The organism is Leisingera sp. ABM4_101 (genome assembly GCF_056158725.1).
Genome location: NZ_JBSWTV010000002.1, coordinates 2,379,808 through 2,394,525, shown reverse-complemented (window position 1 = coordinate 2,394,525; position 14,718 = coordinate 2,379,808). Strand labels below are relative to the sequence as shown.

18 protein-coding genes and 1 tRNA gene are annotated in these 14,718 nt (G+C 64.3%); 6 read left to right on the top strand and 13 right to left on the bottom strand.

Translation table 11 applies throughout. The features are described 5' to 3' along the window. Positions 1–5: 5 nt before the first annotated feature. The 7 genes from ACXAEK_RS12790 to ACXAEK_RS12760 all read right to left on the bottom strand — a co-directional run bounded on the left by ACXAEK_RS12790 (position 6) and on the right by ACXAEK_RS12760 (position 6,378). Positions 6–986: an alcohol dehydrogenase catalytic domain-containing protein gene (locus ACXAEK_RS12790; RefSeq protein WP_475042416.1), complete on the bottom strand. Its 981-nt coding sequence runs from the start codon at positions 984–986 to the stop codon at positions 6–8. Next, complete coding sequence (locus tag ACXAEK_RS12785) at positions 983–1,744, bottom strand: SDR family NAD(P)-dependent oxidoreductase (RefSeq protein ID WP_475042414.1); 762 nt, start codon at positions 1,742–1,744, stop codon at positions 983–985. The genes ACXAEK_RS12790 and ACXAEK_RS12785 overlap by 4 nt, the downstream gene beginning before the upstream one ends. After that, complete coding sequence (gene hisD / locus ACXAEK_RS12780) at positions 1,737–3,044, bottom strand: histidinol dehydrogenase (RefSeq protein WP_475042413.1); 1,308 nt, start codon at positions 3,042–3,044, stop codon at positions 1,737–1,739. Before hisD ends, ACXAEK_RS12785 begins: the two co-directional genes overlap by 8 nt. Before the next feature lie 12 nt (positions 3,045–3,056). Next, positions 3,057–4,385, bottom strand: a complete 1,329-nt coding sequence (locus ACXAEK_RS12775) for a TRAP transporter large permease (RefSeq protein WP_475042411.1) — start codon at positions 4,383–4,385, stop codon at positions 3,057–3,059. Between the two features lie 13 nt (positions 4,386–4,398). Then, complete coding sequence (locus tag ACXAEK_RS12770; RefSeq protein ID WP_475042410.1) at positions 4,399–4,911, bottom strand: TRAP transporter small permease; 513 nt, start codon at positions 4,909–4,911, stop codon at positions 4,399–4,401. A 113-nt stretch (positions 4,912–5,024) separates the two neighbouring features. Beyond that, positions 5,025–6,170: a TRAP transporter substrate-binding protein gene (locus ACXAEK_RS12765; protein ID WP_475042409.1), complete on the bottom strand. Its 1,146-nt coding sequence runs from the start codon at positions 6,168–6,170 to the stop codon at positions 5,025–5,027. A 22-nt stretch (positions 6,171–6,192) separates the two neighbouring features. Further along, a complete protein-coding gene (locus tag ACXAEK_RS12760) occupies positions 6,193–6,378 on the bottom strand; it encodes a hypothetical protein (protein ID WP_475042407.1) in 186 nt (61 codons plus the stop codon). Between the two features lie 131 nt (positions 6,379–6,509). On the opposite strand from ACXAEK_RS12760, the gene ACXAEK_RS12755 reads away from it, so the two are divergent. From ACXAEK_RS12755 to ACXAEK_RS12735, 5 genes are all read left to right on the top strand, one after another. Then, a complete protein-coding gene (locus ACXAEK_RS12755) occupies positions 6,510–7,535 on the top strand; it encodes a LacI family DNA-binding transcriptional regulator (protein ID WP_475042406.1) in 1,026 nt (341 codons plus the stop codon). An 88-nt stretch (positions 7,536–7,623) separates the two neighbouring features. Then, positions 7,624–7,698, top strand: a tRNA-Asn gene (locus ACXAEK_RS12750). Between the two features lie 547 nt (positions 7,699–8,245). Beyond that, a complete protein-coding gene (locus ACXAEK_RS12745; RefSeq protein WP_475042404.1) occupies positions 8,246–9,010 on the top strand; it encodes a hypothetical protein in 765 nt (254 codons plus the stop codon). A 29-nt stretch (positions 9,011–9,039) separates the two neighbouring features. Beyond that, positions 9,040–9,696 carry a DNA-3-methyladenine glycosylase I gene (locus ACXAEK_RS12740; RefSeq protein ID WP_475042403.1) on the top strand — a complete coding sequence of 219 codons (657 nt, stop codon included), beginning with the start codon at positions 9,040–9,042 and terminating at the stop codon, positions 9,694–9,696. 4 nt (positions 9,697–9,700) lie between these two features. Further along, positions 9,701–10,381, top strand: a complete 681-nt coding sequence (locus tag ACXAEK_RS12735) for a hypothetical protein (protein WP_475042401.1) — start codon at positions 9,701–9,703, stop codon at positions 10,379–10,381. Between the two features lie 86 nt (positions 10,382–10,467). On the opposite strand, the gene ACXAEK_RS12730 is transcribed toward ACXAEK_RS12735, so the two are convergent. Continuing rightward, positions 10,468–11,304: a formylglycine-generating enzyme family protein gene (locus ACXAEK_RS12730; RefSeq protein ID WP_475042400.1), complete on the bottom strand. Its 837-nt coding sequence runs from the start codon at positions 11,302–11,304 to the stop codon at positions 10,468–10,470. A gap of 165 nt (positions 11,305–11,469) precedes the next feature. Here ACXAEK_RS12730 and ACXAEK_RS12725 point away from each other — a divergent pair, with 165 nt between their 5' ends. Then, on the top strand, positions 11,470–11,904 hold the full coding sequence (locus ACXAEK_RS12725) for a DMT family transporter (protein ID WP_475042398.1): 435 nt from the start codon (positions 11,470–11,472) through the stop codon (positions 11,902–11,904). Between the two features lie 4 nt (positions 11,905–11,908). Here the strand turns inward: ACXAEK_RS12725 and ACXAEK_RS12720 are convergent, their stop codons facing one another. The 5 genes from ACXAEK_RS12720 to ACXAEK_RS12700 all read right to left on the bottom strand — a co-directional run bounded on the left by ACXAEK_RS12720 (position 11,909) and on the right by ACXAEK_RS12700 (position 14,701). Continuing rightward, the gene (locus ACXAEK_RS12720) at positions 11,909–12,250 is read right to left on the bottom strand and encodes a zinc ribbon domain-containing protein YjdM (RefSeq protein ID WP_475042396.1); all 342 of its coding nucleotides are present in this window, start codon (positions 12,248–12,250) and stop codon (positions 11,909–11,911) included. Between the two features lie 120 nt (positions 12,251–12,370). Next, positions 12,371–12,964: a dihydrofolate reductase family protein gene (locus ACXAEK_RS12715; RefSeq protein WP_475042395.1), complete on the bottom strand. Its 594-nt coding sequence runs from the start codon at positions 12,962–12,964 to the stop codon at positions 12,371–12,373. Positions 12,965–13,003: 39 nt separating this feature from the next. Beyond that, positions 13,004–13,330, bottom strand: a complete 327-nt coding sequence (locus ACXAEK_RS12710) for a bactofilin family protein (protein WP_475042394.1) — start codon at positions 13,328–13,330, stop codon at positions 13,004–13,006. Positions 13,331–13,469: 139 nt separating this feature from the next. Next, a complete protein-coding gene (locus ACXAEK_RS12705; RefSeq protein ID WP_475042392.1) occupies positions 13,470–14,114 on the bottom strand; it encodes a hypothetical protein in 645 nt (214 codons plus the stop codon). A gap of 287 nt (positions 14,115–14,401) precedes the next feature. Further along, on the bottom strand, positions 14,402–14,701 hold the full coding sequence (locus ACXAEK_RS12700; protein WP_475042391.1) for a hypothetical protein: 300 nt from the start codon (positions 14,699–14,701) through the stop codon (positions 14,402–14,404). Between the last annotated feature and the right edge of the window lie 17 nt (positions 14,702–14,718).

Genomic DNA, 14,718 nt, shown 5'->3' with positions numbered 1-14,718 from the left:
GGGGGTCAGGCCCAGGGATCGAGGATGATCTTGGGCGCCGCCACCGCGCCGGACCGCAAGTCGCGAAAGGCGGCCGCGCCGTCCGTCAGCGGCCTCTGCTCAGGCCAGTCCAGCGGGCCAAGACGGCCGTCAAAGATCGCCTGCGCAGTGTCGCGGAAATCCTGTGCCGTATACGTGTAGGTGCCGATGAAGGTGATTTCCTGCAGCGTCATGCGGCGGATATCCAGGCCTCCGCTGTCCTCGCCCAATCCGACATGGGCAATCACCCCGCCGGGCGCCGCCGCGGCAGAGGCCGCAGCACGGGTGGCAGCATAGCCCACGGCATCGACCACCAGCGGCACCATGCCCTGAAACTCCTCCACCGCCTGCTGGCCGCAATGGTTGCTCAGGTAGTCCCGGCGCGCTTCGTTCGGCTCCTGGATGGTCACCTCCGCCACCCCCATCGCCCTGAGCGCCAATGCAGCCGCCAGACCGATGGCACCGCCGCCAATCACTAGCGCGCGGCGCTCCGTGTCCGGATGCAACGCCTCCAGCGCCAGCCGGGCGGCGTGCCAGCTGACGGCCAGCGGTTCCGCCAACGCGGCCTTTTCCAGCGGCACCTTCTCCGGCACGGTCACCAGGTTGAGCTCCGGCATCGCCACGAACTGGGCAAAGGCGCCTTCACGCGGGGGCATCGAGATAATCTGGCGGCTGGCGCAGAGGTTTTCGCGCCCCGATGCACAGGCCGCGCAACTGCCGCAGGTCACCAGCGGGTTGATCGTGACCCGGCGGCCCGCCTGCGGTCCCTCCTCGATCACGCCAGCGGCCTCATGCCCCAGGATCAGCGGTGCGGGCCTGCGGTTGTCATGGCCCAGGTAGGCATGCATGTCCGAGCCGCAGATGCCGGAGGCGCGGATGCGGATCAGATGCTCACCGTCCCGGCCCGCTGCCATCGGCACGTCGCGGAAGGCCAGCGCCTCAACCCCTTCATAAACCAAGGCTTTCATTTCGCCGTGAACCCCCCGTCAACCATCAGGATTTGTCCAGTGACATAGGCCGACGCCTCCGAGCATAGGAACAGCAGCGGCCCGTCGATATCCTCCAGCCGCCCATTGCGGCCGATGCAGGTCTGCGCAGCGTTGCGGGCGGCGCGCGCCTCATCTTCGAAAACAGCATGGGTCAGCTCGGTCGGAAAGAACCCCGGCCCGATTGCGTTGGCGGTGATGCCATGCGGCGACCAGGCCTCTGCCATGGCGCGGGTCAGCTGGCCGATCCCGCCCTTGCTGGCGCCATAGGCAATGCCGCCGGGAAAGGCCCGCGCAGTCTGAAGCGAGGCGAAATTCACGATCCGCCCCCAGCCCCGCTCCTTCATCGCCGGTACCAGTGCCTGGCTGAGGAAGAAGGGCGCCGAGAGGTTCAGCGCCAGCGTCTTGTCCCATTCCGCAATCGTCACCTCATCCGCAGGCTGGCGTGTATTGATACCCGCCGCATGCACCAGGATATCCGGCGCCCCGAAAGGCGCAGAAACCGCTGCGGCCAGCGCCTCCAGCCCGTTGCGGTCCGCAACATCCGCCACGGCATGCGCAGCAGCAGGCCCGATCTCCACACAGAGGCTCTCCAAGGCCTCCGCCCGCCGCGCCACCGCAACCACCCGCGCCCCAGCAGCGGCCAGCGTGGTGGCCGCGCGCCGCCCCAGACCAGAGCTGGCGCCGGTGATGCAGGCGGTCCGGCCTGCCAGATCAAACAGGGTGCGCGGGTCAGCCATTGGCCGTCAGGTCAAAGGTTTCATCAGGGAAATACTTGGCCAGCCGCACATCGGCCGCGCGGGCGTGGCCTTCCATCCCCTCCAGCCGGGCAATCCGCGCCGTGGCCTCTGCCACCGGCTTGGAGCCCTCGCGGGTGGCGCGCTGCCAGGTAACGATCTTCATGTATTTGTGGACGCTGAGGCCGCCGGTATAGCTGGCCGCGCGCGAGGTCGGCAGCACGTGGTTGGTGCCAGCCGCCTTGTCGCCGTAAGAGACCGTGGTCTCCTCGCCCAAAAACAGCGAGCCGTAGCACGTGAGCCGTTCCAGCCACCAGTCCAGATCCGCGGCCTGCACGGTCAGGTGCTCAGGTGCGTATTCATCGGAACAGGCCGCCATATCCTCGCGGTCCGCGCACAGGATCACCTCGGCATAGTCGCGCCAGGCTGCGGTGGCATTCTCGCGGTTCACCTCGGGCAGCTCGTCGATATAGCCGGGAACCAGCCGCATGACTTCATCCGCCAGGGTGCGGTTGTCCGTCACCAGCCAGACCGGGGAGTTGTAGCCATGTTCTGCCTGGCTCACCAGATCGGTGGCGACGATATGCGCATCCGCGGTGCTGTCGGCCAGGATCAGGCTGTCGGTGGGGCCTGCAATCATGTCGATGCCGACGCGGCCGAACAGGATCCGCTTGGCCTCGGCCACGAACTGGTTGCCAGGGCCGACCAGGATGTTGGCCTTGGGCAGGCCAAAGAGGCCAAAGGTCATCGCAGCAACCCCCTGCACGCCGCCCATCGCCATGATCTTGTCGGCGCCACAGATATGGGCGGCATAGACGATGGCTGGGGCCACGCCCACACCCGGGCGCGGCGGGGAGCAGGCCGTGATGTGCTTGCAGCCCGCCACCTTGGCAGTGGTCACGGTCATGATGGCGCTGGCAATATGGCTGTAGCGCCCGCCCGGCACATAGCAGCCCGCCGCATCCACTGGGATCGCCTTCTGCCCGGTGACGAACCCGGGGGAGATTTCGGTTTCCACATCATGCACTGTGCTTTTTTGCAGCTCGGCAAAGCGGCGCACATTGTCGTGGGCGAACTGGATATCTGCCTTCAGCTTCTCCGGCACCAGCGCGCAGGCGGCCTCGATCTCCTCCGCCGTCAGCAGCACGTTGCCCTCGTACTTGTCGAACCTGGCGGCGTACTCCAGCGCCTTGGCATCGCCGCCCGCCTCGATATCGTCCAGAATGCCCTGCACGATCTTATGGGTCTCAGAGGCATCCGATTTAGGGGTCAGGGCAGCCTTTTTCAGGTATTCTCGGGTCATTTTCAGGGGGTCCTACTTGTAGATATCAGGAAGCAGCGTGGTTGAGATCGGCGGGATGTAGGCGATCATCAGCACCACGATCAGCATGGTCAGAACAAAGGGCACGGCGCGGGCGGCGATCTTGAGAATGGACTCGCCGGTGATTCCGGAGACGACAAACAGGTTGAGGCCCAGCGGCGGGGTGATGAAGCCAACCCCCAGTGCGGTGATCATCATAATGCAGAACTGGATTTCGTTCATGCCGATGTTGTCCGCCAAGGGCTTCAGGATCGGCGCCAGGATCACGATGTTCGGTGTCGTCTCCATCACGCAGCCCGCCGCGATCAGGATGCAGATCATCAGAAGGATCAGCATCGCCGGATCATCGGTCAGCCCAGTCACCGCGGTCACAAACCCCTGCGGCACGCCCATGATGGCCAGCGCCTCGGCCAGCGGGGCGGAGAAGGCGATGATCGGCAGGATCACCCCGTTCACCTTGGCTGAGCTGACCAGCATCGCCGGGAAGTCCGAAAGCCGTAGCGTACCGAGCAGGAAGCCCATCCCGATGGTGACGACAACCGCGGTGGCGCCGGCCTTGGTCGGGGTCAGCCGGCCGGAGAAGATGCCATAGAAGATGATGCCCGGCACGATGAAGGCATACCAGCCGGATTTCAGCGCGTGGCCCAGGTTGCCCAGCCACTCGCCTAGCCCCATATTGCCGCCGGTCTCATAGGTATAAAGCCGGTTCATGATGATATTGGTGATCAGGATCGACACCAGGATGGCCAGCCCCGGGATCAGCGCCGCCAGAAACAGCGTGGAGGCGGAAATCCCCAGCACCAGGCCGATGATGATATAGGCGATGGAGGGCGGGATCAGGATGCCGGTGCAGGCGCCCGCTGCCACCAGCGCGCAGGCGTATGGGCGGGGATAGCCGCTTTCGACCAGCCGCGCGATAGTCATCCGCCCGACGGCAGCAGCGCCGGCGGCGTCAGAGCCGGAAATCGCCGCGAACATCCCGCAGACCAGCACCGTGGCAGAGCCGAAACCGCCCCGCGTCCAGCAGGTCAGCGCCTCGGCCACATCCAGGAACTTCTTGCTGAGCCCAGTCCGCACCAGCACGTCGCCGGTCAGGATGAACAAGGGCACCGCGGTCAGCGCAAAGGCATCTATACCGGTGAACAGGCTCTCGCCGATGGCGCTGAGCGGCAGGTCGCCCGACATCACCAGCATGGTGATCGCCGCCGCACCGATAGCGGCCCAGACCGGCACCGCCAGCGCAATCAGCGCCACAAACAGGATCACCGGCAGATAGAAATCCCAGCCCAGCTCGACCGTTTGATTGAGTGAATTCCACAGCATCGGCCAAGGCCCCTCAATCAAACAGCTTGTCGCCTTCAAAGACGGGCGTGCCGTCGCGAAGGCTGCGCCAGTCGCGCAGGAAGGATTGCAGCAGGCGCCAAATCATCAGGGCGAATCCCGCGGGCACCGCCATCAGGAACCAGACCATCGACACCCGCAGCCCATGGCTAACCGATCCGAACTTGGCCGAGACCAGAACCGTCTCGAACGACCAGTAAAGCGCCACCAGGGCGACAATGAACATCACCAGATCGCCAAAGATATAAAGCAGTGCCTTGGGGCGTGGCCCGAGGTAATGCATCAGCACATCAATGCGGATATGCGCGCGTTCCTTGACCGCTGCTGCGGCGCCGATCCAGGCCAGGTAGATAAAGGAATAGCGGACGATCTCCTCACCCCAGATCGAGGAGAAGGCAAACAGCTCGCGCCGGATCACCTCGATTGCCATGGTGATGACCAGCATCACGTAGAACACCAGAAGCAGCCAGCGCTCTGCATTCTTGTCTATGGTTCTCAGGATATGCATTGCCATTCCCGGGGTTCAGGCACACCCCCGCGGCCAGCCCGGCGGGCTGTTGCGAAGGCGGCTGTCAAAAAGAAGGGCGGGCGCCGTCCGGCGGCGCCCCAGCCCTCTGCGGCTCAGGCGTCGTGGACGAAGTATTTGCCCTGCGTGCCCGCTGCCTCCTCCAGCTTGGCAAAATTGTCCATCGACCCTGCCAGCTCAGTCTTGAAGGCATCCCATTCGCTGCGCTGATAGCCGCCGGCCTCTTTCCACTCGCCCAGCTGATCATCGCTAAGGGCATGGAACGCGACACCGGCCTTGGCCAGTTCTGCCATCGCGTAGGCCCGGGCCGAGGGCACTTTGGACAGGTTCTGATGCGCGGTCATTTCCGACCCCCACATCACACCGTCCTGCACATCGGCAGGCAATGAATTGAACCATTCCAAATTGCAGGAATAAACTTGGCTGTCCGGCACCGCTTGGGTGAATGTCACATGACTGAGGATATCCTTGAAGCCAAAGACATAAAGCGCCCCGACCGACGGATCGAGCGCATCCGCCACCCCCTGCTTGATGGCCGACGGCGTCTCGCCCCAGGCCACCGGCGTCGGGTTGGCACCGACCATGCGGTAATACTGCTGCAGCATCTTCGATCCCGGCACCCGGAATTTCACACCCGCCATATCGCCCGGCGACATCACCGCATTGCCGCCCTTGCGCACCGCCACCACACGGGGGTCGATATTCACATAGAACAGCGCCTTGAACCCGTTGGCCTCCACCTTGGGATGGACTTCGGTTTTCCAGAAATCCGAGTTCACCAGATTGGTGAACCGCTGATTGGAACCGCAGAGATAGGGCATGTTGATCAGGTCGACGGTGGAGGCGAAGGGGGCAAAATTCGACAGCGAATGCTGCGCCGCCTGAATGGTGCCGCCCTGCACCTTCTGCACCAATGCGCCGCCCGCACCCAGCTGCCCGCCCGGAGCCAGCTTGACATAGATCTTGCCATTGGTGGCGTTCTGGATGTTCTCCTTCAGATCCAGCTGCATGATCGGATAGCTGCGCGATGCGCCCAGCACGTAAGCCGTGGCAACCGTCATGATATGCTCCGCCGCGCGCTCGCGCTCCTTCTCTTCCTTGGCGGTCTGCGCAGCCGCCTCGGACGACCACAGCACCCCGCCCGCACCGGCCACCAGCGCCGCGGTGAAAGAGCCGGCCGAGGCCAGTTTCAGAAAATTCCGGCGCTCAGCAGATTTGAGCCCATCCTTGCCATTCGTCATAGTCTTCCTCCCTTAAGATCCGTCAGCTGCCGTTGTTGTTCTTATGGTCAGCCTCGCGCTTCAGAATCGCCGCCACGAACAGGACCGAGGCGGCAAACAGAACCAGCATCTCTCCGACATCCCCCAGGACGCCGCCGCCGCCAAACGCGCCCAAGGCGACATTGGCAAAGAACACGGCAAAGACGGCAGCAGCAGCCCAGAGAAACATCGGAAAATCCCTGATTGTTATCCCAACCCCATTTGTAAGCGCTTACATCAACAATGCAAGCGCTTACATGGCCGGATGGCAAACCCGGTTTTTTATGCTATGACGGTGGGTAAATCACAGGCAGGCACCGCATGGGAAAAACCCGTACAGCTCCGACACTTAACGATGTTGCCAAGGCGGCGGGCGTTTCCACGGCGACGGTGTCGCGCTGCCTGAATTCACCGGACCGGGTGATCGAGACGACCCGCCAGCGGGTGTTGGAGGCGGTCGAATCACTGGGCTACACCCCGAATTTCGCGGCCCGGGTGATGGCCGCCAAACGCAGTTTCACCATCGGCGCCATCATCCCCACCATGGACAACGCCATCTTTGCCCGCGGCCTGCAGGCGTTTCAGGACCAGCTGCGCGAGGATGGCTATACCCTGCTGGTGTCCAGCTCCGCCTACGACCCCGAAGCTGAACGCGAGCAGATCCGCACCCTCGTGGCCCGCGGCGCCGACGGGCTGCTGCTGATCGGCCACGCCCGCGACGAACAGATCTACGGCTACCTGGACCGCCACCAGGTTCCCGCGCTGGTGGCCTGGTCTTATACGCCAGAGGCACAGCGCCCCTCCGTCGGTTTCAGCAACGCAGGCGCCATGCACCAGCTGGCGCAAACCGTCCTGGCGGCAGGCCACCGCCGCATCGCCATGATCTCCGGCCTGGCAGAGGGCAACGACCGCGCCCAGGCCCGCGTTGCCGGAGTGCGGCAGGCGCTGCACGATTGCGGGCTTGACAGCAGCGCGCTCACCTTGATCGAAACCCCCTATGAGATCGACAAGGGCGCCGAAGCCTTTGGCCGCCTCATGCGCCTGACCCCGCGCCCGACGGTTGTGATGTGCGGCAATGATGTTCTGGCCGCAGGCGCCCTGCGCGAGGCGCAGCGGCTTGGCATATCAGTGCCCGGGCAGGTCTCCGTCACCGGCTTTGACGACATCGAACTGGCTGGAATCGTCAGCCCGGCCCTGACCACCGTGCACGTGCCCCACCGCGAAATGGGCCGCAAGGCCGCGCGTGAGCTTGTGGCCATGGTTGAAGGCAGCTCGCCAGGCCGCTCCATCTGCATCAGCACCCATATCGTAACCCGCCAGTCGCTGGCCAAACCGCCCCCCGCCTAGGCTCTGCCGGCGGCGGCAAAAAAATCGCAGGAAATGCAAATTTTCCTCTGGACGGCACAAGTTGGAAATTCTATACGACGCCTCACATTCCGGCGTAGCTCAGCGGTAGAGCAGTTGACTGTTAATCAATTGGTCGTAGGTTCGATCCCTACCGCCGGAGCCATAAAAAGCCCTTGAGCCTGAACGGCTTGAGGGCTTTTTTGGTTCCTCCCCATCGCGGTCTTTCCCCCATGCCCCCCGTTGCACAAGACCCGTGCAGCCGTTGCGCACCCTGCCCGTTCAGCGCACGCACCGCTTGCGCGCCCTTAACCCGGATCTGTCAGGATCCCAGGTGTCGCGGCAAACCGGTGCGGACTGACATCCCGCACCACCAGGAGATACGGGAACCCCCAAGACCACCTCCTTCATAGGGTGCAGGGGTTTTCCGCAGATGAGAGCTTTCGAGCGGACACGGGGGCGTAGCACACCCCTGCCCGGCCCTCCGCCTCTGGCCCCTTCGGGTCCTTGGCGGCGCCGCCACCTCAACCCCGGTCGTCACAACACGGCCTTGCAGATAACGGCCACCCGGCCCCGGACAACCAGCCACCGGACAGGGACAGCCCCCGCCCGGCAATACCTGCGCGCCGGTGACAGCTTCGTGAGGGCTGTTGCCTGAAACCGCTTTCCCTTCCTATGGTTAGGCCAGCCAATCACAACAACGAGAGACAGGCATGGCCTTCATCGCAGACAATCAGCTGCCCCTGCTTCTGCTGTTCTTCTGTGCGGGCCTCCTCGGCACCGCCTTCCTGTTCCGCAAACCGGCGGGCCACCGGGCCTGGAAGCTGGCCGATCTGGTCTGGGTGGTGCTGGGCGGCTTCGGCGCGCTGGTGGCAGTGATCTCCGGCATCTACGCCGCCGACAGCTCTAAGCTCGAACGCCAGATCGACATCGCCTATGCAGCCACGGCAGCCTTCGACCGCGACGCCGCCCGCTTCCGCCTGCGCTTTTGCGACCCCGCCTATGACGCCGACATCGCGGTGCTTTGCGAAAAGGTCGAATTCCTCTCCGCCTCCACCGCGGGCAACGCCGAACTGCCCCTGTTCATCGCCGTGACGGATGAAGTCGCCCCCCTGCGCGGCCTCAGCTTCCTGTTCGGCGGCAGCAAGGATGACAGGGACGAAATGCAGGAGATGCAGGCCCAGGCCAGCGCCTTCGACCCCGAGGCCTTTCTGGTGTTCACCTCCCTCGATGCCCCGGCCCAGGAAGCGGTCGCCAACCTCCGCCGCAAAGTGCCTGCCATTGCCGGCGATTACCTGATCATCGCCCGCGCCTATGACGACCTGATCGGCCATGTCGCCACCCTGAAGGAGGAATGGGAATTCCTGCAGGACAACGCCCATATCCTGGTGCTGCAGATCATCGCGCTCTGCCTCGTCAGCTTCGCCGCCCCCTTCCGGCTTGGCAAATCCATTGTCGAGCTGCGCGCCCGCCGCTAACCTGATCCGGCCGCCACCAGAGGTCGCCCATGCGCAGCTTTGACGAGATCCACGCCATTTCCGCCGCTCGCCACGGCGGCCCCGCCGCGCTGGAGGAAAAGCTCAGCAAACCCGGCCCGAAAGTGACGGATCTGCCCGAAGACCGCTGGCTCGCCACCATGACCAAATGCATCTTCCAGGCCGGTTTCAACTGGAAAGTGATCGAGGCCAAATGGGACGGATTCGAACAGGTCTTCCACGGATTCGACCCCGGCGCCTGCGCCTTCATGAGCGAGGACGAATTCGACCAGATCCTCAGCGACACCCGCGTGGTCCGCAATGGCGCCAAGCTCGCCACTGTGCGCGCCAACGCCGCCTTTCTGATGGAGCTGCGCGATGAGGGCGGCGCGGGCCAGGTGCTCGGCGGCTGGCCCTCCAGCGATTACATCGGACTGCTGGACATGCTCAAGAAACGCGGCGCCCGCCTCGGCGGCATGACCGGCCAATACGCCATGCGCTTTGCCGGCCGCGACAGTTTCATCCTGTCACAGGACGTCACCGCCCGCCTCATTGCTGAAGGCGTGATCGACAAACCCGCAACCTCCAAGACCGCGATGAAGGCGGTGCAGGCCGCCTTCAATACCTGGATGGATCAATCGGGCCGCTCCCTCACCGAAATCAGCCGCGTGCTGGCGATGAGCTGCTGACCGGATGATCCGCGGCCTGCTCCTCGCCCTGCTGATCCTCAGCGCCTGCGGCCGCCCGCTGACGCAAACCGAGCGCGCCTATCTGGCTGGGCTGCACGGCTCAAGCCTGGATGCCAGCCGCGTGCGCATCGTCAAGGGCGCGCCGGTCGCTGCCATCACCTTCCGCCGCATGCCCCGCCCCCGCGTCACCTGCCGCGAACGCATCCTGCCGCCGGTCAAGGAGGAGGTGGTCACCTCCTCTCCCGCTGCGGTGGCCCTGTTCAACCGGATCTTCTTTGTCCGCGCCTGGTATGCGGACAATTACCTGCCGGAGTATCCGGACAAGCTGCACCTGGTCGAGGCGATGCTGCTGGCCCATGAGGCCACCCATGTCTGGCAATGGCAGAACCGCAAGCGCACCGGCTACCACCCGCTGCGCGCCGCCGCCGAACACGGGCAAAGCCGCGATCCCTATCTCTTTGACCTCGAAGGAGAGCCCGATTTCGCCACCTACGGATTCGAACAGCAGGGCGCCATCATCGAGGAATACGTCTGCTGCCGCGCCCTCGCCCCGCAGGCGCCGCGGACCAAACGCCTGCACCGGATGCTGGCCGCCGCCATGCCCGTCAGCCCGCTGCCGCAAAGCCGCGAAAGCGATGTCTACCTGCCGTGGAAAGAGGCGGAGCTGTCCGGCATCTGCGACTGACGCGCCGCCGTTTTCATCCAATGAAAACGGCCATGAAAAATCAATTTTTCATGGCCGGAATTCGCGCCGGATTCCGGCTCGGCGCCCTACTGCAGGCTGCGGACCACGCGAAAGCCGATGTCCAGCGACCTGGTCTGCGGCGCAAAGGAACTGCGGTTCGCCGACCGCCCGTAGGCCGCGCTGTAATGCGAGGTTCCGCCCCGCGCCACGCGGCGGCAATCCGGCCCACCGGGCACCGCCTGCGGATAGGCGGCAAAAGACGCATAGGCCCCGGCGTCATAGCAATCCTGCACCCATTCCGACACATTGCCGTGGATATCGTACAGGCCAAAGCCATTGGGCGGGTATTGCCCGGCCGCCACCGCCTTCACGCTCATCAGCGCCTGCAAGTCGCCGGCGCTGCGGGTATCGACATTGGCCGCCCCCTCCGGCAGCGCTGCCCCGGTGTGAAAGGCGGTTTCGGTTCCTGCCCGGGCAAAGAATTCCCATTCCGCCTCGGTTGGCAGGCGGTAGCGGTGGCCAGTAACCTCTGTCAGCCAATCCAGATAGGCCCGGGTGTCCTCCCAGCTCACATGAATGACCGGGTTGCGCCCCCGGCCCCAGCCGGCATCGCCTGGCACATACCCGCAGCCGCCCGCATCCGCGCAGGCCTGCCAGTCGTCAAAGGTCACCTCGAACCGGCCTGCCGCCAGTCCAGCCTTGATGCGCACCTGATGCTGCGGCCCTTCATCTTCGCCCCGTCCTGGCTCCAGCGCGGGCGACCCCATGGTAAAGACCCCGCCAGGCAGCTCCACCAGCTCCGGGCAAAGCGCGCAGTCCCGCACAACCCGCAGCCCGTCCCCGGCCCAGGCAGGCGCCGCCAAGCCCAGCACGCAGCCTGCGGCGGCCATGGCGATCAGACGGGTCAGCTGCGGCAATACCATTCCGGCTCAAGAAGAAATGACGGCTCCCCGGCTGCCTAGCACCGCGCCAAGACGCCGGGCCAGACACTTTTCAGTGACCCCGCCGCCGCCGCGCCGCAACGTAGGGCTTGCCGCCAGCCGCTGCCATGGGCGAAAACCAGCCAGGCACAGACGCGGGAGCACGCCATGACACATTACGCCCTCATCATGCTGGCCGCAGGGCTCGGCATTCCGGTTCTGGCGGCGCTGAATGCCGCCCTGGGCAAGCTGATCGGCTCCCCGGCCTCTGCCGCCGTGGTGCTGTTCCTGATCGCGCTGATTGCTACCATCCTTTATGCTCTGATCGCAGGCCCGCAGGCGCTGGTGAAAATCCCAGCCGCGCCCAAGCACCTGTTCCTGGCCGGCGTTCTGGTCGCCTTCTACGTCTTGTCGATCACCCATGTGGCACCGCATTTCGGCGTCGGCAACGCAGTGTTTTTCGTGCTGATCGGCCAGTTGATCTCCGCTGCCGCAATTGACCATTTCGGCCTGTTCGGCGCCCAGATCAGCCCCCTGACCCTCACCCGCGCCGCCGGGATCTCGGTGATGGCGCTGGGGGTCTGGATCACCCAGATGGCATGAGCGCTTAGCCGGAAACTTTCTTCACGAACTGCGACTTCAGCCCGATCTGCCCGACGCCCGGCACCTTGCAGTCAATGTCGTGATCGCCATCAACCAGCCGGATGCCGCGCACCTTGGTGCCGACCTTGATCACCGAGGACGTGCCCTTGAGCTTCAGGTCCTTGATCACCGTCACCGTGTCGCCGTCCTGCAGCAGATTGCCAACGCTGTCGCGCACCTCCAGTGTGCCATCCGCGGCCTCTGCCACGGCCCACTCATGGGCGCATTCGGGGCAGATCAGCAAAGCATCCACCTGATAGGTATAGGCAGAAGCGCATTCGGGGCACGGCGGCAAAATGTCAGTCATGAGCTGCCAATAGCCGGCAAAGCAGAGCAAGGCCAGCCTCAGGGCCGGAAGCGCGGCACCGCATTGCAGCGGCGGCAGAAACGGGCGGTCCGGATATGCCGGAACCTGGGCACCATTTTGCTAAGCCCTTGGAACTGACGCCCTTCGGTACAGGTTCATTTGGACACCGTTGCCAGTTGCCGTGGCCTGTTTCAGCGTCCACGCTGATTGCAAAGTGCCCGCGCCGAACAGCCGCCGCCCGGCGCCCAGAACCTCGGGAAAGATGGCCAGGCGCAATTCGTCCACCAGCCCATGCTCCAGCAGGGCCGCAATCAGCCCGCCGCTGCCATGCACCTGCAGCCTTGGCCCCTCCTGTGTCTTGAGCCGTAGCACCTCAGCCGCCGCCTCACCCTTGAGCACGCGGGAATTCTGCCAGCCGGCGTCCCTCAAGGTGCGGCTGGCCACGAATTTCTCGGACCCGTTCAGCAAGTCCGCCATCGGGTCTCCGGAAATGGCAGGCCAATGCGCGGCAAAGGCCTCATAGGTCTTGCGTCCGAACAGGAAGGACACCGGCCCCTGCATCCACTCATCAAACACTTGCGGCATGACGCCGCCGAGATAGGGCGCAGCCCATCCGCCCTGCGCAAATCCGCCGGACCTGTCTTCCTCCGCGTGCATCGGCCCCTGCATCACGCCATCCAGGGTCAGGAAGGACAGAACCGCAAGCTCGCGCATGATTTCTTCCTCCTGTTTTGCGGGCTGCGGGATCCGCGCCTACGCCCCGTTGCTCTTGCCGCTGACCTTGATGTTGCCTTGCAGCTGGGCGCCATTCTCAGTCGACATGGTCTGCGCCGACACATCCGCCTGCACTTGCGAGCTGGCCGCCAGCCGCAGGTCCTCGCATTGGATCTTGCCACTGTAGGCGCCTTCCACTGTGACCGATTTCGCGCTCAGCGCCCCATCCACGGTGCCGCCTTCCAGAACCGTCACCGCCAGCGCCGATAGATCACCGACCACCCGGCCCCGTACCTCGACGCTGCCCTTGCTGGAGGTGATGTTGCCTTCTACCGTCACATCTTTCTCGATTACCGAATTCACCACGTCTCAGCCCTTTCTGCGCATCCCCGGACAGCCTAGCCCGCCCCGGGCACTTTGAACAGCTGATAGCAAACAGCGGCCCAAGCGCCAAAGCCACAGCTGCCCGGGCGGCAAGGTTCCGCCACCCTGCCTTCTCTGCTGCCTAGTCCACCTGCGGGAAGGGCGCCGGCAAGGGCGCGGCACTGTATTGGAACAGCGACCCCCAGAAACCGCCCGGGCTGGGCTGCCAGGGCGCGGTATTCATATCCAGCGCCACGCAGAGCGAGGACCTTGTGGCCGGGTTCTCCCTGGCGCGCTCGCAACGCTCCGGCGTTGTGTGGCAGGCCGCCAGATAGGCCTGCGCCCCCTTCTTGCCGCTGTCCTCCTGGTAGCAATAACGGATGGCCTCCTCCTGCAGCTGGGCGCGGGCCTGTTCGACCAGCTGCTGATTGCCCGCCACCGTCTTGCTGGCTGCCTCCAGCGCCGAGGCTGCGTCCTGCTGCACCAGTTCTGCGGCGCGCTGCAACTCGCCCGTGCCGCCCTCCGCCCCCTGCAGCGCCTGGGTCAGCCGGGCATTCACCTTCTGCGCCTCCGCCAGCGCGGTCTGCAGTTCCGCCACGGTGGCGTCGTATTCGACCAGCTTCGACTTCCACTTGAAGCCGGCAAAGCTGCCCTCCTCAAACCCGGCGCTGACCAGAATGCCGTTCAGCTTCTGCGGAAACAGCAGAAAGACCGCGAACAGCGCAATCACCGAAGCATCGCGCAACAGGACCACCAGATCCTTCAGGACCGAAACCGTCTTCTGCATCTGAACCCGCCGTCACTGGAACCATACGAGGGATAGAGTGGACCGGGTGGTTCGCGCAGGTCAATTGGCAGGCAAGCGCCTGCCCGCGGGGTGGCGCTGCAACACTGTTGAGTGGCACTTTATCCCTGCAACGTCCGTACAAGCTATCTAAGGTTCACTGCACCTGCAAAAGCGCCAGCCCGATGGGGCGGCCTCTCGCGCATTGCACTGCAATGCGCGAGAGGCAGGCGCTCGCCCGGCGGCGCTGCGCGCCTTGTTCCGGGCTGAAGTAAATCAGATATCTTGGTTCAATTCTTGCAATGCAATAATTGGTCGATGATCCCTTCGATAACGTACCCTAACCCATTGAGTTCGCCATCGCTGCCAATGCCCTCCGCAACGAGCTCATCGCTGAGTGTATCCAGTAGGAAATCCAGCTCCTCAGGGCTGAACTCACCCTTTGCTTTGGCGCGGCCCTTGGACAGTTTGGCATGAAATTTCCCAAGTAGGCCAGACTTCGTATACCCGCCTTTTGAGAAACGGTCCGCGGGCAAACCATTTAGAAAATCTAGGGCTGCCTGCTCCACCTCAATTTCTATCCGGGCCAAAACACACTCCTTTCACG